General features: G+C 36.4%; 16 protein-coding genes and 1 riboswitch. Of the genes, 11 read left to right on the top strand and 5 right to left on the bottom strand.

Annotation, left to right across the window (positions count from 1 at the left end; genetic code table 11):
• Positions 1-158 precede the first annotated feature (158 nt).
• Both KHA96_RS06485 and KHA96_RS06480 read left to right on the top strand, forming a co-directional pair.
• Complete coding sequence (locus KHA96_RS06485; RefSeq protein ID WP_213128428.1) at positions 159-815, top strand: hypothetical protein; 657 nt, start codon at positions 159-161, stop codon at positions 813-815.
• A gap of 14 nt (positions 816-829) precedes the next feature.
• Entirely contained in the window at positions 830-1,531 is a 702-nt protein-coding gene (locus KHA96_RS06480; protein ID WP_213128427.1) for an SDR family oxidoreductase, read from the top strand.
• A 236-nt stretch (positions 1,532-1,767) separates the two neighbouring features.
• On the opposite strand, the gene KHA96_RS06475 is transcribed toward KHA96_RS06480, so the two are convergent.
• Entirely contained in the window at positions 1,768-2,955 is a 1,188-nt protein-coding gene (locus KHA96_RS06475) for an ROK family transcriptional regulator (RefSeq protein ID WP_213128426.1), read from the bottom strand.
• Positions 2,956-3,138: 183 nt separating this feature from the next.
• Here KHA96_RS06475 and xylA point away from each other — a divergent pair, with 183 nt between their 5' ends.
• Together xylA and xylB are read left to right on the top strand one after the other, a co-directional pair.
• Positions 3,139-4,464 carry a xylose isomerase gene (gene xylA / locus KHA96_RS06470; protein ID WP_213128425.1) on the top strand — a complete coding sequence of 442 codons (1,326 nt, stop codon included), beginning with the start codon at positions 3,139-3,141 and terminating at the stop codon, positions 4,462-4,464.
• A gap of 256 nt (positions 4,465-4,720) precedes the next feature.
• Positions 4,721-6,220 (top strand): xylulokinase, encoded by a 1,500-nt coding sequence (xylB, locus tag KHA96_RS06465; protein ID WP_213128713.1) that lies wholly within the window; start codon positions 4,721-4,723, stop codon positions 6,218-6,220.
• A 28-nt stretch (positions 6,221-6,248) separates the two neighbouring features.
• Here xylB and KHA96_RS06460 read toward each other — a convergent pair whose 3' ends face one another.
• On the bottom strand, positions 6,249-6,680 hold the full coding sequence (locus KHA96_RS06460) for an OsmC family protein (RefSeq protein WP_213128424.1): 432 nt from the start codon (positions 6,678-6,680) through the stop codon (positions 6,249-6,251).
• A gap of 70 nt (positions 6,681-6,750) precedes the next feature.
• Here KHA96_RS06460 and KHA96_RS06455 point away from each other — a divergent pair, with 70 nt between their 5' ends.
• The 5 genes from KHA96_RS06455 (at position 6,751) to KHA96_RS06435 (ending at position 14,885) form a co-directional block, all read left to right on the top strand.
• Entirely contained in the window at positions 6,751-7,806 is a 1,056-nt protein-coding gene (locus KHA96_RS06455; protein WP_213128423.1) for a M42 family metallopeptidase, read from the top strand.
• 314 nt (positions 7,807-8,120) lie between these two features.
• Positions 8,121-9,701, top strand: a complete 1,581-nt coding sequence (locus KHA96_RS06450) for a peptide chain release factor 3 (protein WP_213128422.1) — start codon at positions 8,121-8,123, stop codon at positions 9,699-9,701.
• Between the two features lie 512 nt (positions 9,702-10,213).
• The gene (locus KHA96_RS06445; protein ID WP_213128421.1) at positions 10,214-10,495 is read left to right on the top strand and encodes an alpha/beta-type small acid-soluble spore protein; all 282 of its coding nucleotides are present in this window, start codon (positions 10,214-10,216) and stop codon (positions 10,493-10,495) included.
• Between the two features lie 246 nt (positions 10,496-10,741).
• The gene (locus KHA96_RS06440) at positions 10,742-13,831 is read left to right on the top strand and encodes an efflux RND transporter permease subunit (protein ID WP_213128420.1); all 3,090 of its coding nucleotides are present in this window, start codon (positions 10,742-10,744) and stop codon (positions 13,829-13,831) included.
• A gap of 78 nt (positions 13,832-13,909) precedes the next feature.
• Positions 13,910-14,079, top strand: a riboswitch (yybP-ykoY riboswitch).
• A gap of 32 nt (positions 14,080-14,111) precedes the next feature.
• On the top strand, positions 14,112-14,885 hold the full coding sequence (locus KHA96_RS06435) for a TerC family protein (protein ID WP_213128419.1): 774 nt from the start codon (positions 14,112-14,114) through the stop codon (positions 14,883-14,885).
• Between the two features lie 207 nt (positions 14,886-15,092).
• Here KHA96_RS06435 and KHA96_RS06430 read toward each other — a convergent pair whose 3' ends face one another.
• Positions 15,093-15,293, bottom strand: a complete 201-nt coding sequence (locus tag KHA96_RS06430) for an alpha/beta-type small acid-soluble spore protein (protein ID WP_213128418.1) — start codon at positions 15,291-15,293, stop codon at positions 15,093-15,095.
• 201 nt (positions 15,294-15,494) lie between these two features.
• On the opposite strand from KHA96_RS06430, the gene KHA96_RS06425 reads away from it, so the two are divergent.
• Both KHA96_RS06425 and KHA96_RS06420 read left to right on the top strand, forming a co-directional pair.
• Positions 15,495-16,850: a TrkH family potassium uptake protein gene (locus KHA96_RS06425; RefSeq protein WP_213128417.1), complete on the top strand. Its 1,356-nt coding sequence runs from the start codon at positions 15,495-15,497 to the stop codon at positions 16,848-16,850.
• A gap of 39 nt (positions 16,851-16,889) precedes the next feature.
• Positions 16,890-17,876 carry a diaminopimelate dehydrogenase gene (locus tag KHA96_RS06420; protein WP_213128416.1) on the top strand — a complete coding sequence of 329 codons (987 nt, stop codon included), beginning with the start codon at positions 16,890-16,892 and terminating at the stop codon, positions 17,874-17,876.
• A gap of 31 nt (positions 17,877-17,907) precedes the next feature.
• Here KHA96_RS06420 and KHA96_RS06415 read toward each other — a convergent pair whose 3' ends face one another.
• Positions 17,908-19,665 carry a B12-binding domain-containing radical SAM protein gene (locus KHA96_RS06415; protein WP_213128415.1) on the bottom strand — a complete coding sequence of 586 codons (1,758 nt, stop codon included), beginning with the start codon at positions 19,663-19,665 and terminating at the stop codon, positions 17,908-17,910.
• Between the two features lie 291 nt (positions 19,666-19,956).
• Positions 19,957-20,994: an acyltransferase family protein gene (locus tag KHA96_RS06410; RefSeq protein ID WP_213128414.1), complete on the bottom strand. Its 1,038-nt coding sequence runs from the start codon at positions 20,992-20,994 to the stop codon at positions 19,957-19,959.
• Between the last annotated feature and the right edge of the window lie 417 nt (positions 20,995-21,411).

The raw sequence follows: 21,411 nt of genomic DNA, 5'->3' as shown, positions 1-21,411 counted from the left end.
CGCAAGGACCGGCTTTTTGAAACGGTTCTTATTAAGCCAGTAGCTTTTTTAGCATTTTTCAGTTACAAGGATGAAGCTTTTCTCATTAATTAGGAATACAGCAATTAACAACAATGCTTCGGAAAAGGGCCTTTTCTAATAACAGCAGGAAGAAAGAAGTGAAGAATATGAAAAAACCTCTTAAAGAAATACTTTCAGGTATGAGTACATCTGAAAAAGCGAAATATATTTGGGAATATTATAAATTTTTTATTATCGGCGGTATCGTGCTTGTCATTATAGTCGCCTCTATGGCTCATAGTATTGTAACGAAGAAGGAAGTTGTACTGAATGTTGTTATGATGACGGGAATATATGATCCTGAGTATATTGATACGTTTCAGGATACGCTTTACCAAGACTTTTTGACAGATAAAGAAAGAGACAAATCGAATATCGTTATACAGACGATGAAGTCCTCTAGTGATGCATTAGATATGCAGGTAGGAATTGATATGCAAAAAATGGCGGCAGAACTTTCTGCCGGATATATTGATTTCTTTATCGTTGACAAAGATTTTTATGATAATATGAACGATCAAAATCAGTTAATGTCTTTTCAACAAACAAGTGGAATTACAGATTGGCCAGTACAAGAAGACCAATTGCATTATTCTAAAGAAAATAAAGAAGATATTACAGGGATTAATATATCCGCTTTCCCTATACTGAGTGGTCTCGTTCCGAATGAAGAAAAAGTAATTTGTGTACCTGCCAACGCGAAAAACACTGAATATATTTCTCGTTTTCTGCAATATTTAAATAAGAATATATAGAGAGGCGGATGTATATGAAAATATTGGTTACTGGTGCAAACCGAGGACTTGGATTCTTTCTTTCCAAGGCTGCGGCAGAAAGAGGACATACTGTTTTCGCTTGCGCACGGAATGGGGATCAACCAGCAGGAGGTTTGAAAGAACTTATTGATCAATTTCCTAATCAAATTTTTCCCTTATCCCTTGACGTGACAGATGAAAAAATCGTATCGGCTGCCGCCGCGCAAGTTCAAGGAGAATGGGGAGCCATTGACGCTATTATAAACAATGCCGGTGTTTTATACGCACGTGACTCGAAAATTGAGGAACTTGATTTTTCTTTGCTAGAACTGACGATGGATGTGAACTTGTATGGCCCTATGCGAGTAGTTAAACACTTCTTACCGTTGCTTTTTAAAGGGGCTAATCAAACGATCATCAACATTTCATCTGATGCAGGAAGCATGACAAATGCATATGGCGGTGATTATCCGTATGCCATTTCTAAAGCAGCATTAAATATGTTCACGAAACAGATTAAAAGCTATGTACAGAATAGAAATATCAATGTATATGCCGTTCATCCAGGCTGGATTAAAACTGATATGGGTGGGGAAAAGGCGCCCGGATCCCCTGAAGAAACCGCGAATAATTTGATGGATATAATAGAAAAGAAAAAGATAATTGAAGATAGCTTATTTTTTATAAAACATGATGGAGAATCTATGAAAATATGAGAAATAAAGCGGAAGCGCCTGTTCATTGGAGTACGGGGACGCAAGAAGCGGATTCGTCGACGATGACATAAAAACGTGGCAGTCTTAGTCGACTTCTTTTTTTCAATAAAGGAAATAATGGTGAAAATCAGCCGATGTTGCTTCGCATGCGAAAGGACAAGAAATTTGCTCTAGGCACAGGAGATAGAAGGAAAACAAAGTTAAATTTTTACCTTATTATTAAAAATCAATCCCATTTATGTATTGGGATTGATTTTTTCTAATGATCTATTAAGAAATTGTTCGACTGAAAAAGCAGCCACTCCTAATGCTGTTGCAGGAAATGAAGGGTCGGAAAATTGTACTTTTACTTCAGATTGATGGGATGTCATCGCATGATTTTTAACGTATTCTTGAACCGTTTTTTCCATCCAAGATTTTGCACCCGATAATCGATTGCCTACAATGATTTTTTGGGGATTCAGAGCGTGAACGATATTCACAATACCTATTCCGAGATGAACGGCTGTTTTTTGTAACAGATCAATAGCGTGCTCATTCCCATTTTGAGCAAGTTCAATAATTTGTTCTATACTTGCATTCTCGCACGTAACTAATTGAAGCTTTAATGCTTTTTGAATGACGTATTGTTCAGAAGCATATAGCTCCCAACAGCCAGTATTTCCACATCTGCAAGTCTCCCCGTTCATATTGATCGTCATATGGCCAAACTCTCCCGAAAAACCAGTAGCACCTCTATACAGTTTTTCGTGCATGATAATTCCTGTCCCAATGCCTATTCCTGTACTTATATAAACGAGATTATCGACATTTGTACCGAGTCCAAACTTTTTTTCTCCATAGGCACCAGCGTTTGCTTCGTTTTCAATTACAACAGGTATTTGAAAGATCTCTTCAATTTCTTCCTTTATGGAAGAGTTTTTCCAACCTAAATTAGGCGCTAGAACTACTGAACTATTATTATCAACAATTCCTGGAGCACCAATGCCAATTCCAATGATTCCATATGGTGTGTGTGGTGCTTTAGCCATTAAATCTCGAATATCATTATGTATTTGCTGTAATGTTTGTTCTATCGATTGGGGGATGAAATTATGCCTATTTTTTTCGATAATGTTTCCTTGTAAATCTGTTAAAATCCCTAAAATATAATTGACTCCTAAATCAATTCCGATTGTACAACCTGCATTTTCATTAAACACTAACATGACTGGCCGCCTGCCGCCGCTTGAAACACCTGGACCCGTCTCAAGAATTAATTGCTCATCAATTAATTCCGCAACGAGTGTCGAGACTGTTCCTTTATTCAAACCAGATTTAATCGCAATATCAGCACGGGAGATAGGTGCTTGTTGAATGATCAGTTGAAGTACAATCGTTTTATTCTCTTTTTTTATTAACTGTTGATTCCACGTTGGATTCATATAGAAGTTCTCCTTTAATACATGCAAACTAAAATATAAAATATATATTATCATAAAAACTTTGTTTAATGAATAGACAAAGAAGAAAAGAAGATGATATACTATTGGAAATAAGTGATGGACATAAATACATATACCAAAATGTAAACGCCGTCATAAAAAGATTATTTGGAGGGAAGAAATATGGCATATTTTGAGGAAATTAACAAAATCCAGTACGAAGGTTCATCATCTCAGAATCCATTTGCATTTAAGTATTATAATCCTGAGCAATCGATTAATGGAAAGACAATGGAGGAAATATTACGTTTCTCCGTAGCTTATTGGCACACTTTCACAGCCGATGGAACAGATCCGTTCGGAGTAGGTACTGCCATTCGTCCGTGGGACCATTTGAAAGGACTTGATCTTGCAAAAGCACGTGTTGAAGCTGCATTTGAATTGTTCGAAAAATTGAATGTTCCTTTCTTCTGTTTTCACGATTCCGATATTGCACCGGAAGCCGATACATTAAAGGAAACATATGAAAATCTCGATGTGATCACAGCAATGATTAAAGATTACATGAAAGACAGCAAAGTTAAATTACTTTGGAACACAGCAAATATGTTTACCCATCCGAGATATGTGCACGGGGCAGCAACTTCCAGTAATGCGGACGTTTTTGCTTTCGCTGCTGCAAAAGTAAAGAAAGGCTTAGAGGTTGGTAAAGAGCTTGGTGCTGAAAACTATGTATTCTGGGGTGGCCGAGAAGGGTATGAGACGCTCTTAAATACAGATATGAAACTTGAGCTTGATAACTTGGCACGTTTCTTCCATATGGCTGTTGACTATGCCAAAGAAATCGGTTTTAATGGTCAATTTTTAATTGAGCCTAAACCAAAAGAGCCCACAAAGCATCAATATGATTTTGATGTTGCAACAGGTCACGCTTTTTTACAAAAATATGATTTGGATCAATATTTTAAATTTAATGTTGAAGCTAACCATGCTACTCTTGCCGGACATACATTTGAACATGAGTTAAGAGTTGCACGTATTAACGGCATGCTTGGTTCTGTTGATGCGAACCAAGGTGATACATTAATCGGCTGGGATACAGATGAATTCCCTACAGACTTGTATTCTACAACTCTAGCTATGTATGAAATCCTACAAAATGGCGGATTAGGAAAAGGTGGACTAAATTTCGACGCAAAAGTACGCAGAGGTTCTTTTGAGCCAGAAGACTTATTCCACGCACATATCGCAGGAATGGATAGTTTTGCTATCGGTTTAAAAGTTGCTGCGAAACTTTTAGAAGATCGTGTATTGGAAGACTTCGTCGCTGATCGTTACAGCAGCTACACTGAAGGAATTGGATTGGAAATTGTAGAAGGAAAAGCAGACTTCCATAAACTTGAAGAATATGCACTTCAATTAGGAAATATTCAAAACCGTTCAGGGAGACAAGAGAGACTAAGGGCAATAGTAAATCAATACTTGCTTGAAACGCTTGCTGGAAAATAAGTGAAACTTGTGCTGGAATTGAAAAATTCCAGCACTTTTTGAAAGAAAGAAAACTATAAAATTTTTTTAGTTTGAACAAAGTGAATTGTTGTCTAGCACGAGCCCTATCGACTAGAAAACTTCCTATCCTACTTCCTACGATAAATCAACATCGGCTTGTTTTTCACCGTGTTTCCTTTCTCTCAGTCGTAGGCTTGGATGCTTGTACGTCGATGCTCAAGGGAATTGCATTTTTCTAATACGAGAGGTGAGAATGTTGAAGTATATCATTGGTGTTGACTTAGGAACAAGTGCAGTAAAAATACTGCTTATGAATCAAGACGGGGAAGTTTGCCAAGAAATATCGAAGTCGTATCCATTGATTCAAGAAAAATCAGGATATAGCGAACAGGATCCGGAAGAATGGATAGAAAAAACAATTGAAGGCTTGGCGGAAACGGTTAAGAATTTTAACGGGGATTTAGAAGACATTGAAGGTCTTAGCTTTTCCGGACAAATGCACGGACTCGTCTTATTGGATAAAGACTTCAATGTACTAAGAAATGCCATTCTTTGGAATGATACAAGAACAACTGCCCAATGTAGAAAGATAGAGGAGATAGTCGGCAAAAAAAGACTTCTGGACATAACAAAAAATCCTGCACTTGAGGGCTTTACACTGCCAAAAATTTTATGGGTTAAAGAACATGAATCAACTATTTTTGAAAATGCAGCTGTTTTCCTACTTCCGAAAGATTATTTGCGCTATAGACTAACGGGGCAAGTACATAGTGAATATTCAGACGCAGCTGGAACATTACTATTGGATGTCCAAGAGAAAAAGTGGAGTAATGAAATTTGCGACCTGCTAGGAATTAACAGTTCTCTTTGTCCACCGCTTGTAGCATCTCATGAACAAACTGGCAACATTACAAGTGAAGTAGCTGAAAAAACAGGCTTATCAACAGGTGTAAAAGTATTTGCTGGTGGTGCAGATAATGCTTGTGGAGCTATCGGTTCTGGCATTTTATCAGAAGGCAAAACATTATGCAGTATTGGAACATCGGGAGTCGTTTTATCGTATGAACATAGGAAAGACCTTGATTTCGGCGGAAAGGTTCATTATTTTAACCATGGAGAAGAAAATGCCTTTTACACAATGGGAGTAACTCTTGCAGCCGGATATAGCTTAAGCTGGTTTAAAGATGTCTTTGCTAGTGAGGTTGATTTTGAAGAACTGTTAAACGGTATAGACGAAGTTCCGATCGGATCGAATGGTTTACTTTTTACTCCGTACATTGCTGGGGAAAGAACTCCGCATGCTGATTCAGTCATTAGAGGAAGCTTCATTGGCATGGATGCATCCCATGAAAGAAAAGATTTTGTCCGAGCTGTCCTTGAAGGTATCACCTTTTCCTTACATGAATCAATCGAGATTTTTAGGGAGAATGGCAAAAAGATTGATAGCGTCATCTCCATTGGAGGAGGAGCTAAAAATAAACATTGGCTGCAAATGCAAGCCGATATTTTCAATGTAGTAATTACGAAGATTGCAAGCGAGCAAGGTCCTGGAATGGGAGCAGCTATGCTAGCCGCCTATGGTTGTGGATGGTTTTCTTCACTTAAAGAGTGCGCCGATACGTTTGTCCAAGCAAGTGAATCATTTACACCAAAAAAGGAGAATGTAGAAGCTTATACAAAATTATTTAAGCTTTATCAGGATGTTTATCCAAACACTAGAACATTAAATGAAGGATTACAAGAATTTAGGAAATAATAAAAATGACCGTCTTTTTAAAAGGCGGTCATTTTATGTCGGCTTCAAGCTTAATCTCCACATTGCCTTTTAAAGCTCGTGAAATCATACAGCTTTTTTCGGCTTTTTCAGCAAGCTTTTGAGCTAATTCAATCTGTTCATCGTTAGCTAAATTAACAGTAGGCCTGTGGATGATTGTTTTATACGTGATGACGCCTTTTTCAACTTCAACAATACCTTCAGACTCCATTGTAAGTTTTGAAACTCGTATAGAAGCGCGTTCCAACATGGCGGCTAATGTGATGATATAGCATGTAGCTGCCGCTCCTAAGAGCATTTCATCAGGGTTTGTTCCAACTCCAGGTCCATCCATTTCTGGTGGAATCGAAACTTCTGTTTTCAAGTTTCCAGCATCAATCGTCCCGACACTATTGCGTCCGCCTGGCCAATCCGCATTTAATAAAAATGAATGTAGAGCCACTTTAATATCCTCCGTTTCATGAAACTCGTGTTATGATTATAACATCTTACTACATAAAGGAGCATGCAATATGAGTGAATTTCCTCAAGTAAAAGATACAGTCCAATTAATTAAGGAATTAGTTTCGATTCCTAGCCCTTCCGGTAATACACGAAAAGTAATCGATTTTTGTGAAACATATTTAACAGGTCTCGAACTTGAAATGAAAAGGAATCGAAAAGGCGGCTTGCTTATTACAATTCAAGGAAAAAATACCGATCAACATCGGATGTTGACGGCACATGTCGACACACTTGGAGCAATGGTAAAAGAAATTAAATCAAATGGTAGATTGAAACTGACGATGATCGGTGGATACCGCTGGAATTCAGTCGAAGGTGAATATTGTGAAATCGAAACCGATTCTGGAAAAACGTATACAGGCACGATTTTGATGAAGCAAACTTCTGTCCATGTATACAAGGATGCAGGAGAAGCAAAAAGGAATGAGCAAAATATCGAAGTTCGAATTGATGAATTGACGAACAGTGAAGAAGACACGAGAAAACTTGGCATCAATGTCGGCGATTTCGTTTCATTTGATCCTCGTGTTCAAGTAACACCGAGCGGTTTTATTAAATCAAGACATTTGGATGATAAGGCAAGTACGGCTATTTTATTACAGCTTATTAAGCATATTCGATCAGTAAATATTGAATTACCTTATACAACTCATTTTCTAATTTCTAATAATGAAGAAATCGGCTATGGTGGAAACGCCAATATCTCTCCTGAAACAGTCGAATATTTAGCGGTAGACATGGGCGCACTAGGTGAAGGGCAAGCATCTGATGAATATACTGTTTCCATCTGTGCTAAAGATTCGAGCGGTCCTTACCATTACGGTTTAAGAAAGCATCTCGTTCAATTAGCGAAGGACAATAATATTGATTATAAAGTAGATATTTATCCATATTATGGATCTGATGCGTCGGCTGCAATTAATGCTGGCCATGATATTGTCCACGGCTTAGTGGGGCCAGGAATTGAATCATCTCATGCATTTGAAAGAACACATGAAACTTCACTTATTAATACAGAAAAACTTTTATTGGCCTATATGTTGTCGCCGATAACGGAAATATGATTATTTTCTAGAAAGCGTCCGGAAAAATGTCCGGATGCCTTTTTTAAAAGGTGTCGAAAAAACATTAAAACGAAATTTTCAGAAGATGAATTGAAGGAACTTTTTCAAATTATTCTTTAGGAAATACATACACTCCGAGACATTTATAAATATTAAATGAAAAAAGAGAAAATTGACTGTCTCAATCAAATAGAAAGAATTTTAAATGAAAAACTTTTCGAGTAAGTAAATAGCTTTTTTAAAACTTACCGTTGAAATTCATTCTTGCAAAGAATAAGATAGAAAAAGACTGAACAACGGAAGGAATTATGTATATGGCAAAAACATTAAAAGCAGAAGTGGAATCGCGAAAAACTTTTGCAATCATCTCTCACCCAGATGCCGGAAAAACAACGATGACTGAGAAGCTTCTATATTTTGGAGGAGCCATACGGGATGCTGGAACTGTAAAAGGTAAAAAAACAGGGAAATATGCCACATCTGACTGGATGGAAATTGAAAAACAAAGAGGAATTTCCGTAACTTCTTCTGTCATGCAATTTGATTATGACGGCTTTCGAATTAATATATTGGACACTCCTGGGCATCAGGACTTCAGTGAAGATACGTATCGAACGCTAATGGCGGTGGATAGCGCTGTTATGATCATCGATTCCGCCAAAGGGATTGAAGAACAAACACTAAAATTATTTAAAGTATGTAGAATGCGGGGAATCCCAATTTTTACATTTATTAATAAATTAGATCGACAAGGGAGAACTCCCCTTGAACTGCTAGCAGAACTAGAAGAAGTACTTGGAATCGAATCTTATCCGATGAATTGGCCAATTGGAATGGGAAAAGAATTTTACGGTATTTATGACCGCTACAATAACCGAATTGAGCAATTTCGTGTTGATGAAGATCAAAGATTTTTAGAATTGGATGAAGATGGAGAAATACTTGGAAATCATCCTTTGAAGGAATCGGGCTTATATACACAGGCATTGGAAGAAATAATGTTACTGGACGAAGCAGGAAATGATTTTTCAGTAGAAAAAATAAATGACGGTACATTATCTCCTGTATTTTTCGGGAGTGCATTAACTAATTTTGGCGTTCAAACATTTTTAGAAACATATTTGAAATTTGCCCCGTCTCCACAACCAAGGATGACAAATGAAGGGAAAATTGATCCTGCTTCAGAAGGTTTTTCGGGGTTTATTTTTAAAATTCAAGCGAATATGAACCCTGCTCACCGTGATCGCATAGCTTTTGTCAGAATATGCTCTGGTCAATTTGAACGAGGCATGAATGTAACTCTTGCACGAACGGGAAAACAATTCAAACTATCCCAATCAACACAGTTTCTTGCAGATGATAGAAGTACAGTGAATGCAGCTGTAAGCGGTGATATTATTGGTTTATACGATACTGGGACTTATCAAATTGGCGATACAATTTCTGAAAGTAAAAGAAATATACATTACGAAAAATTACCTCAATTTACGCCTGAATTATTTGTAAGAGTTACAGCTAAAAATGTGATGAAACAAAAAAGCTTTCATAAGGGTGTTGAACAGCTTGTCCAAGAAGGTGCGATTCAGCTTTATAAAACATATCGAATGGAAGACTACATTCTCGGTGCCGTCGGCCAACTTCAATTTGAGGTTTTTGAACATCGCATGAAAAATGAATATAATTCAGATGTGATTATGGAATCCATCGGTTCAAAAATTGCGAGATGGATAGAGAATGATAAAATTGACGAATCTCTTTCTAGTCAAAGGAGTCTTCTTGTAAAAGATCGATACGACAAACCATTATTCCTTTTTGAGAATGATTTTGCATTGCGCTGGTTCCAAGATAAGAATCCAGAGGTTAAACTATTTAATCCGATGGATGAACATGATTAAGGGAAAAAACTTATCTTTATATAGATATAAGATGATTGGTGCCCTAAGCTATGAATAAATCATGGCTAAAGGTCACCAATCCGTCTATTGATGACCAAAGTCAATCGCAAATTGAAGCTAGAGGTCACCAATCCGTCTATTGATGACCAAAGTCAATCGCAAATTGAAGCTAAAGGTCACCAATCCGTCTATTGATGACCAAAGTCAATCGCAAATAGAAGCTAGAGGTCACCAATCCGTCTATTGATGACCAAAGTCAATCGCAAATTGAAGCTAAAGGTCACCAATCCGTCTATTGATGACCAAAGTCAATCGCAAATTGAAGTTAAAGGTCATCAATCCATCAATTGCCGATCCTAAACTATGCATAAATTGCAGCTCATAGTTCTCAATCTTGTTATTCACGCTTACAAGCCTAGTTATTATAGTAAAATATTCCTCAATCCTTTCAATATTCGGAATGAGGTTTTTTCTATTTTAAGGACATACTACCTCTAAAGGGAGGTATGCTTATGGCTAGAAGAAATAGGACGCTTGTTCCAGGGGCAAGAGCTGCCTTAGATGATTTTAAGGGAAAAGTGATGTCAGAAAAAGGATATCATGTAAATCCTGATAACCCGAACGATGTAAAATATGAAATAGCGAAAGAGCAAGGTGTTCCGCTTAAAAAAGGCTATAATGGCCACTTGTCCGCTGAAGAAGCGGGAAAGGTTGGAGGACCCATCGGGGGCAATATGGTTAAAGAGATGATTCGACTAGCACAAGAACAGTTAAATAAAAATCCACAGCAATAAAAAATGCCGCACAGTCGGCATTTTTTTGCTTAAATAATCTAATGGAAACTTTGCTTGTCCCTGTCTGGCTCTTGTTCTTACTCATAGCAACGACTCATCATGTTGTTAGCATCATATAAGGTTTTACATCGTCAAACAGGCGCTTCACTTTAGTTCATGTCAAAAAGAATCCATCATTTCAATATAATTCCAACCAGCAAATTGTTATAATAAAAGCGTCAAGGGAGTACGAAAGGGGTATACATAGTGAATTTAAGTAAATTTTCCATAAAGAGACCCGTGTTTACAATTGTAACAATGTTTCTTGTCATTATTTTAGGGGTTGTTTCACTTTTAAAAATACCACTTAAGCTAATACCAGAAATCAATCCTCCTGTAGCCGTTGTCGTAACTTCCTACCAGGGTGCAAGTCCCGTAGAAGTCGTTGAAAAAATAACAAAGCCAATGGAAGCTAGCCTTGCAACTTTGCCAGGGATCAAAAATATTCAATCGATTTCAAAGGAAGGTTCAAATTTAATCTTGTTAGAATTTTCATGGTCTACTTCCATTGATGAAATCGAAAATGATGTACTTCAAAGAATCGATCAAACTCCAATCCCATCAGATGCGGGAAAACCACGATTTTTAAAATTTGATCCTGCTCAATTCCCTGTCATTCAACTTTCACTTAAAACAGATCAAGATGAGAAAAGTCTAAGAAATTTGGCGGATACGTTAACGAACGAGCTTACGAAAGTAAAAGGAATCGCGAATGTTAATGTTACAGGTAATTTAGTAGAAGAGATCAATGTAACACTCCATCAAGATGATTTAAAAAAATATCGATTATCCCAAGCAGAAGTAGTGAATATTATTCAAGCAAATAATATTTCTACTCCAGGGGAAACAGTCTTCACCGAAGGAAAAGAACTTACTACTCGAATTATGAGCATGGTGCATTCAGCAGATGAAATCGCGAATCTTGCCATAACGGTAAATCCAATAAATGGAGAAAAAGTTAGAATTAAAGATGTTGCTACGGTTAAACAGCAGGAGCAAACGGCAGAAAGCATTACACGAACGAACGAGAAGCCTTCCGTACTACTAAGTGTGCTTCAAGAGACAGACGCTAATACAGCAGAAGTTTCAAAGGACTTTCAACAAGAATTAAAATCACTTCTAAAGAATGAACAATATAAGGGAATGGAGTCAGATATTCTATTTGATCAAGGTGATTACGTAAGAATGGCGATTGGGAATATTGCCAGCTCCTTAATTATTGGTGGAGCATTGGCAATGCTCGTGTTATTTTTCTTTTTAAGAAATATTAAAAGTCCACTCATTATTGGAATTGCTATTCCTTATTCCGTCATCGTCACGTTTGTTTTAATGTTTTTTGCTGATTTTGCTTTAAACATCATGACGCTTGGTGGACTTGCATTAGGTATTGGAATGCTAGTCGACAATGCTATAGTCGTAATCGAAAATATATATCGACATTTATCCATGGGAAAAGATCCTAAAGAAGCAGCATTGGAAGGAGCAAAGGAAGTAGCTGGTGCTATTACAGCTTCCACTCTTACAACCGTCGCTGTATTTTTGCCAGTCGTTTTCATCAGTGGTTTATTAGGTCAATTATTTAAAGAATTTGCCTTTACGATTTCCTTTAGTTTATTTGCTTCCTTATTTGTTGCCTTGACCGTTATTCCAATGCTAGCCAGCAGGTTATTAAAAAAGCCATATGGTGATTATGAGGCAATAAGGCGTAGATCGAAACCAATGAATTTACTTGATCGATCTATCCGTTGGTCTCTGCGTCACCGCTTCCTTGTATTATTTACTGCTTTAGTATTATTTGCAGGTGGAATTTTTGGCTTGACAACAGTTGGAATGCAATTTCTTCCACCGACTGATGAAGGTTTCTTTAGTGTTAATATAAAACTAGAAGATGGAGCTGCTCTTTCCGAAACAGAAAAAGTCATTACTGTTATGGAAAACGAACTAAAGAAGGAAAAAGACGTAGATGTTTATGTAAGCTTAATTGGTTCGACTCAGGAATCGACATTTCAAGGCGGGGGCATGGCAAATAGTGCAGAAGTATATGTAAAGTTAAAACCTCTTGCTAATAGAGATAGATCTTTATTTAAAATTATTGATCATATAAAGCCAAAAATAGAAAAAGAAGTAGAGAAGGTAAATAAGGAAGCAGCCATCCGATTTAATGTCCAAGCTGCATCCGGTATGGCTCCGCAAACGATGTCATTTAATGTATCAGACTCAAATAAACAAAGGCTTGAAAAAAGTACAGATCAAATATTTAATTCATTAAGCAATTTAGAAAATGTAACAGATTTATCTACAACAACAGCGAATACAGTTGAAGAAGTCCATATTACGATTGACCGGGATCAAGCATTCGAGGCTGGACTTGCCCCTAGCCAAATCGCAATGATTTTCAATGATGCAACCCGTGGAGTACAAGCTACGCAAATTATTACCGATAATATGGACGTATACGGCGTATATGTGGAGTATGATAAGAGCATCACAAGAAATATTGATAAATTAAAATCCTTATTAATAAGAAAATCCGACGGTTCTTATGCCGAGTTAGGGGACTTGGCAAAGATTGAAGTAGGTACAGGGCCCGTTGAAATACAGCGTATTAACCAATTAGATTCAGTAGAATTCACATTAAAATATAGTTCAGAGACGAATTTAGGAACAATGTCAAAAGCAGTAGAGTCAGAGCTAGCCGCATTGAAGCTTCCCAGTGATACAGAGATCACGTATAGTGGTGAAAAGGAATTACTTGAAGACTCAATCGATGATATGATTATGGCATTCGTTTTAGCCATTGTTCTTATTTATATCGTTATGGCTGCCCAATTTGAATCTTTTAAGTATCCATTTGTTATTATGTTTACGGTACCTCTCATGGTTATTGGTGTCGCCATTGCCTTAATTTCAAGTAAGATGCCAATTAGTGTACCTGCTTTTATCGGGATCATCATTTTAGCTGGAATTGTAGTGAACAATGCGATTGTCATTGTTGACTATATTAATCAGCGAAAACAAGCTGGATTATCAAGCTATGATGCACTTATAGAGTCTGTTAAAGATCGTGCAAGACCTATTTTAATGACAGCTTTGACTACAATTCTTGGATTAGTGCCACTTGCATTAGGTATAGGAGAGGGAACAGAAATGAATCAACCAATGGGCGTAACCGTTATTGGTGGATTGATAAGCAGCACCTTTTTAACATTATTTGTCATTCCAGTTGTATATAGTTTATTTGACCCTGAAACTAGAAGAATGAATCGGAAAAGGAAAAGATGGAAGATGAAAAACTAGAATCTAGTTAAAAAATATAAGTGAATATTGCTTTACTAGACTTCATATATTATAATAACAATAAATTAATACATTTGACGTAAAGTCAAAGGGGAGTAGCGTTAGGTAGAATTAGAGATTCTGCCTAAAACAAAGTCGTCATTTCGTGAAGGAATTCACCGGCTTTGTTGGCATAAACATGTCCAGCAAGACCTTTGCCCATATGGCAGAGGTCTTTTTGTTTTTATTAAAAGCAAAATTTCCTGCCTAAGGGGATGTAAAAAATAAGGGAGGAAATTTGATGGAATTATCGATGATCTTGGAATATGGATGGGTATTTTTAGTACTTATAGGCTTAGAAGGGATTCTTGCTGCGGATAATGCAGTCGTCATGGCGGTAATGGTTAAACATTTACCTGAAAAGCTGCGGAAAAAAGCTTTGTTTTATGGATTGTTAGGAGCATTTATTTTCCGCTTTGCAGCCCTTTTTGCCATTACTTTTCTTGTCAACGTATGGCAAATTCAAGCAATTGGTGCAGCTTATTTAATTTACCTATCTGTTCATCACATTGTTAAGAAAAAAGAGAAGTCTAATAAATCTATGGAAAATAAAAAGGGTCAATCATTTTGGATGACTGTTTTAAAGGTAGAGATTGCTGATATTGCATTTGCAATTGATTCAATGCTTGCAGCTGTTGCGTTAGCTGTAACGTTAAGACCGACTGGATGGTTCCAAGTTGGAGGAATCGATGGTGGACAATTTACGATCATGCTTTTAGGTGGCCTTGTCGGAGTTGTCATTATGCGTTTTGCCGCCACTACATTTGTCAAGCTGCTCTCGAAATATCCAACTCTTGAAACGGCTGCTTTCTTAATTGTTGGTTGGGTTGGGGTAAAACTAAGCGTATTTACATTAGCCCACCCAAATGTAAGTATTATAAATGAACATTTCCCAGAATCTCTTGTTTGGAAACTAATATTTTGGATTGTGTTGATAGGTATTGCAGTAGGGGGATACTTAATATCAAAGAAGAAGGCTGTTCACAATAATCAATCAGTCAATTTATATAATTAAGCAAAAAGGAAGCTGATCCATGCACAGCTTCCTTTTTATTATCTTGCTTCAGTACGAATCAGCTTGCAAACAATTTGCTTTTTTTCTCGAATAAATCAACATCAACTCATTCTTCGTCTTGTTTCATTTTCGCTAGTCTTAGGATTAAAAATGAAATTGGACTAAAAACTGCTGCATCCAATCAAGCAGCTGCTGTTTTTTTCTGTCTTACTGTTGTTTTCCACTTAATTCGGCTTGTGCTTGCTGTACCAATCTTTTCGTAATTTCTCCACCTACTGAACCATTAGCTCTTGAAGCTGTATCTGAACCAAGAGTCACTCCGAATTCTTGGGCAATTTCATACTTTACCTGATCCAAATATTGTTCTATACCTGGGACAATCAATTTATTGCTGCTTTGATTAGCCATATGATTTCTCTCCTTTTAATTAAATTTACATCGTAATCCTAGTATGGACTTAAATTAAAAAAGCATAACTGGTAAATCCATCTCGATTATCTGGAAAATGTATATGATGGAAAATGAATAAAATGGATGTTTTTCTTTTCATTACATCGTTTTTTCATTAATATAGAAGAATGGATGTTACATTGGAGGATTATAATAGGCATGAAACACTTAAAGAAACATAAATTGACTAGGCTTACGCCATTTCGGATCCTAGTTACATATTACGTCTTAACCGTTGCTTTTTCAGCAATCCTCTTAAGTTTGCCGTTTGCCCGTAAACCTGGTGCAGAGTGGTCAATCATGGATGCGATATTTACAGCAGCAAGTTCAGTAAGTGTTACAGGATTGTCAACTATTAACATTTCTGAGACATTTACAGTGCCTGGTATTTTTCTTCTTATGTTTGTTTTGCAAATTGGTGGGATTGGAATCATGACGATCAGCACTTTTTTTTGGCTCCTATTAGGGAAAAAAGTTGGCTTGATGCATAGGCAATTGATTCAAACCGATCAAAATCAAATCAATCTCTCTGGTTTAGTAGCGCTCATGAAACAAATTATTTATATTATTTTGCTGATCGAATTTTTTGGTGCACTCGTTCTTGGAACATATTATATTAAATATTTTCCAACCTGGCAGGAGGCATTATTACAAGGGTTATTTGCTTCCATTAGTGCAACAACAAATGCAGGGTTTGATATTACTGGGCAATCACTAATTCCATTTGCACGTGATTATTTTGTTCAATTTGTCACGATGATATTGATTATTTTAGGAGCGATTGGTTTTCCAGTTTGGATTGAAATAAAAAGGTTTTTACTTCATAAAGATGATAAAATAAGATTTCGTTTTAGTTTATTTACTAAAATTACGACCACTACATATTTTTTACTATTAATAGTAGGAACTGTAGTTATTGTTGCGATTGAATTTAATCATTTTTTTGTTGGGAAGTCTTGGCATGAATCATTTTTCTATGCATTATTTCAATCGACGACAATGAGGAGTGCTGGGCTGCTTACATTAGATGTTAATCAATTAACGGTATCCACTGTTCTCTTTTTGTCATTTCTAATGTTTATTGGGGCTTCACCAAGCTCGGTAGGTGGAGGAATTCGGACGACAACATTTGCTCTAAACATCCTATTTCTTTTTCATTTTGCAAGAGGTCGTTCCACTATTAAAGTTTTTCAAAGAGAAATTCATCAAAATGATGTTATAAAATCTTTGGTAGTGTTAATGCTTGCAGTTATATTGACGGGTTTATCGATCTTGTTATTATCTATTACCGAGGATGCTAGCTTGATATCCATTATTTTTGAAGTGGCATCGGCCTTTGGTACTTGTGGAGCTTCAATGGGGATTACACCATCTTTGTCAGGTTTTGGGAAAACAATTTTGATTTTGTTAATGTTTATTGGAAGAATTGGTATATTGTCCTTTTTATTCATCATGGCAAACAATGAAAAAGAGCCAGACTTCCATTATCCTAAGGAAAGAGTCATTATTGGATAATAAGAATGATCATCATTTTAGTCAACAGGAGGGTTTTAAGTGGAGAACAAAATTAAAATTGGAATTACTGGTTATGGAAATTTAGGAAGAGGGGTAGAAGCAGCGATAAAACAAAATTCTGATTTGGAGCTTGTAGCTGTATTCTCTAGACGGGACCCTTCAAGCGTCATAGTCGCGGATCCAAATGTAAAGGTACTTCCAATTGCATCAGCTGAAGAATATAAAAATGAAATTGATGTAATGATTTTATGCGGCGGCTCAGCGACAGATTTACCTGAACAAGGGCCAGCATTTGCTGAGCATTTTAATACGATTGATAGCTTTGATACACATGCCAAAATACCGGAATATTTTGCTGCTATGGATAAGGTTGCAAAATCTTCCGGAAAAATTAGTATTATTTCAGTAGGATGGGATCCAGGAATGTTCTCATTAAATCGACTGCTAGGCGAAGCAATTTTGCCAGTGGGGGAGACTTATACTTTTTGGGGAAAAGGCTTGAGCCAAGGACACTCTGATGCTGTGAGAAGAATAGAAGGAGTAAAAGCGGCTGTCCAATATACAATCCCGATTGAAGAAGCAGTTAATCGCGTTAGAAATGGTGAAAATCCTACCTTATCGACGAAAGAAAAGCATTTAAGGGAGTGCTTTGTTGTAGCTGAAGAAGGGGCAGATCTATCCGTTATTGAAAAAACGATTAAAGAAATGCCGCATTATTTTTCAGATTATCATACAGTTGTAAATTTTATTTCGGAAGAAGAACTTCAAGCCAACCATTCAAAAATGATGCACGGTGGATTTGTCATTAGAAGTGGTGAAACGGGAGAAGGCAATAAAGAGATCATGGAGTTTTCATTAAAGCTTGATAGCAACCCTGAATATACAGCTAGTGTATTAACGGCGTATGCAAGAGCTGCATATAAGATGAGTGCAGAAGGACAGGCAGGAGCAAAAACGGTTTATGACGTTCCAGTCGGAATGCTTTCTCCTAAGTCACCTGAACAAATAAGAAAAGAACTTTTATAAAAAAGAAAAACTGGCATGAGGGAAGTGTCCCTTAACTGCCGGTTTTTTTGTGGATTTCTGTAGTTTGCAACGGATAAATTGTTGCACTTCCATCAGTCGGTTCATAATAAATTAAACCGTAGGATGATTCGGAAACAATATTTGCATCTTGTAAGAATGTTTGAAGAGAAAAAGGGAACTTTTCAATTTGTGTATGTTTATAAAGCTCTCTTTCGTTTACATTCAATTCCGTCATCAAATTTTCTTCTTTAATGATAGCTCCATATAGTTCTGATCGTGTCTTTTTATCAAGAATATCATCCCACCAAGCTTTTCGAGGTTTATAGCGTCTATTTAATAAATAATCATATTTCATTAAGCCCTCAGCCAAAGCAGAATGTTTAATATTTTTTTCAGAAAGAAATTGTTTAAGTCGTGTGAATAAATCCTCAAGTTGATGGCCAATCCGTGACCAGTTTTGTTCTTCCCAGTATGTTCCAAATTCTTGAAAAAAATCAAATGGGGTTTCAAAGCTATGTGAAGTTAAAAATTTGACTGAACGATCCATTCTGTGATCATTCCAGTATTTTTCCAACACATCTTCCACTTGCTTGATTCTAATAATATCATCGAAATCAATGACATTGTTGCCCAATATTTCGTATGGCGCATGATCCATATATGTGTAGCCAAAGTGTTTTGCCGAAATTCTTAATCCTGTGCCTCGAAGCATTTTCAAAAATCCTAATTGCAATTCCTCAGGCTCAAGCTCGAATACATCATTAAACGTTTTTCGAAAAGAATCATAATTTTCTTCTGGGAGTCCAGCAATTAAATCAAGATGTTGCAAAATCTTTCCGCCTTCTTTAACCATTTTGACAGTTCTCGTTAATTTCTCAAAGTTTTGCCTTCTTTTCACGAGTTCATTTGTCAAGTCATTAGTCGATTGTACTCCAATTTCAAATCGAAAAAGTCCTGCAGGGGCTTCTTTATTTAAAAAGTCGATCACTTCAGGCCTCATAATATCCCCCGTAATTTCAAATTGAAACACGGAATCAGACCGGCGTTCATCGATTAAAAATTGGAACATTTCCATCGCATAGCTTCTACTAATATTAAAAGTCCTGTCGACAAACTTAATTGTTTTTGCACCGTTGTCCAACAAATATTTAATATCTTCTTTAATTTTTTCACGATTAAAATACCTGACACCAACCTCTATTGAAGAAAGGCAAAACTGACAGTTAAATGGACAGCCTCTACTTGTTTCAATGTAAATCACTCTCTTAGACAAGTGGGGGATATCTTCAGGAAATCTAAATGGTGAAGGCATTTCACGTAAATCAATTTTATTGCGAACAGGGTTGATGACCGGTTTCCCGTCCTTCATAAAGCCAATTCCAAATACCTTATCCATCTCCATATTGCCATTTAATGCATCTAAAAGCTGTTTGAACGTTTCTTCACCTTCTCCAATTACGATATAATCAATCTCGGGAAGTCTCTTTAACCAGTGAATAACGTCATACGAAACCTCAGGCCCACCGAGAACAAATTTTACATGTGGCATGATTTTATGTAAGATCTCAATGACCTTTATCGTTTCTTCGATATTCCATATATAGCAGCTGAAACCAATCACATCAGGTTTTTTATCGTATAAATCAGTCACAATATTAAGTGTCGGATCTTTAATCGTATATTCCGCAAGCTCTATTGTATAATCTGGTGCTGCGTAGGCTTTTAAGCAACGAATAGCCAAGTTAGTATGAATATATTTAGCATTCAATGTACTTGCAATGATTTTCATTTAAAATGATTACTCCTTTTTTTCCATCTAGCACAAGCAGTTATCGACTAACAAAATTCCAGACCTAATTCTTACGTTAAGGAATCCAAATTCTCCTAAAAGCTCAATGTGTTTCCTTTCCCAAGCCTTAAGCCAAAAAAGGATCGCTGATTAAAAACGCCGCGACTAATTGTGTAAAGACGGACCCGTCATAGGCCTTTTCATAAGGATGGGCGCTTCTGCTTTTGCCGTGTTATCCTAACTATTTTACAGGACTTATTCCAAAACCTCAATAAATGAAAAAACGGGCAGTTATTCATTCTGCCCGCGTGGTTCACTGAAATTTTCTTTAAAACGATTGAATGATTTTTGCAAGCCTGACGATTTCAATTCGATGATGGGTTGAGTTGCGATTTTCACAAGTTTACTAGATAAAATTACTGTGAGTAAAAGAGAAAGGAATAATATGATAAAGAGGGTTTTTGAATCATATACGTATGACTCAATTGAACTACCTCTGAATGCCCGAACAATAAATCCATGAAGCAAATAGACATAAAGTGTATTCCTGCCCAACTTCGTAAAAAAGAAATGTCTTTTTGGAACAAAGGCAAAAAATCCAGCGACCATTAAGAAATTCATTGTATAAACGCCCATTCTTTTAATCAGGGCAATAGCGGAAATGCTTTCCAAATAACTATAAGGTTTTGAACCTAATAACCACTTCTCATCCAATTCTGGAATAACAAAGATAAGTAAAGCAACGATTAATACCGTACCTGCCATCAACACTTTTGTTCTTGATCGCGATAATAGCTGGAAATGTTCCTTTTTCAAATAATATCCTACTATGAAAAAAGGGAAAAATACAAAGGTTCTCGAAAGACTAAGATAATTGGAGATCCAATCGATATAACCAACGAGCAGGCCGATAAGTAATGCTAAACTAACTGCGTACATAGGCTTTAACTTATTAAAACCAATGAGCATAATATTCCAACAAAACAAACTGATTAAAAACCAAAGGGACCAGTGAGGATTTAAGATATCAATTTTTATCATTGATTTACTATATAAAATAAAGTAAAAAATGGAGTATATGATTTGAAAGATTATATATGGGATGATTAACTTTTTAGTGATTTTCTTCAAATAGCCTTTTTCGTAAATACCTTTTGCAAAAAAACCTGATATAAGAATAAAGGCCGGCATATGAAAGGTATAGAGTAATTTGTACAGTGAGGAAAAAAAGGAATTAGAATCTATATATGATTGGATTAAATGTCCGAAAACGACTAAAAATATCAAGATAAACTTTGCATTGTCAAAATAGTAATTTCTTTTCTCCATAATAATCACCAGTTTCATAGTTGTATAGTTCAGCACCAACCGACTAGAAAGTTTCTGTCCCTATTTCTACGATAAGGAAGTAAGACGCGTCCTCATAGTTAAAGATCAAAGCAGGAATGTCGAGTAAAATCCTCACTTCCTTATGTCTTTGTCGACGAAGCCTCTTCTTTGGGGACTATACTTCGATAAATAGGTGCTTACGCTTTTATTGTTATTTCGATTAATTTTACCCTTAATTAAGCCAAAGTAACATTACGGTTCAATATCGATTCAATGACGTTTGCTAAATATACTGGTCAATTGTTAAGAATTAGTGACAAGTTATAAAAAGATTGTCTAATTTTGCGAATCCATTTACAATTACAAATATTGTTGAGATAATGGCATAGTTGAGTTTTTAGGTCAATATATGGGGGA

It is taken from the genome of Bacillus sp. FJAT-49711, assembly GCF_018343715.1.
Lineage (GTDB): Bacteria > Bacillota > Bacilli > Bacillales > Bacillaceae_C > Lederbergia.
Note: the sequence above shows the minus strand (reverse complement) of the source record. Positions and strands in the feature narration are given on the sequence as shown.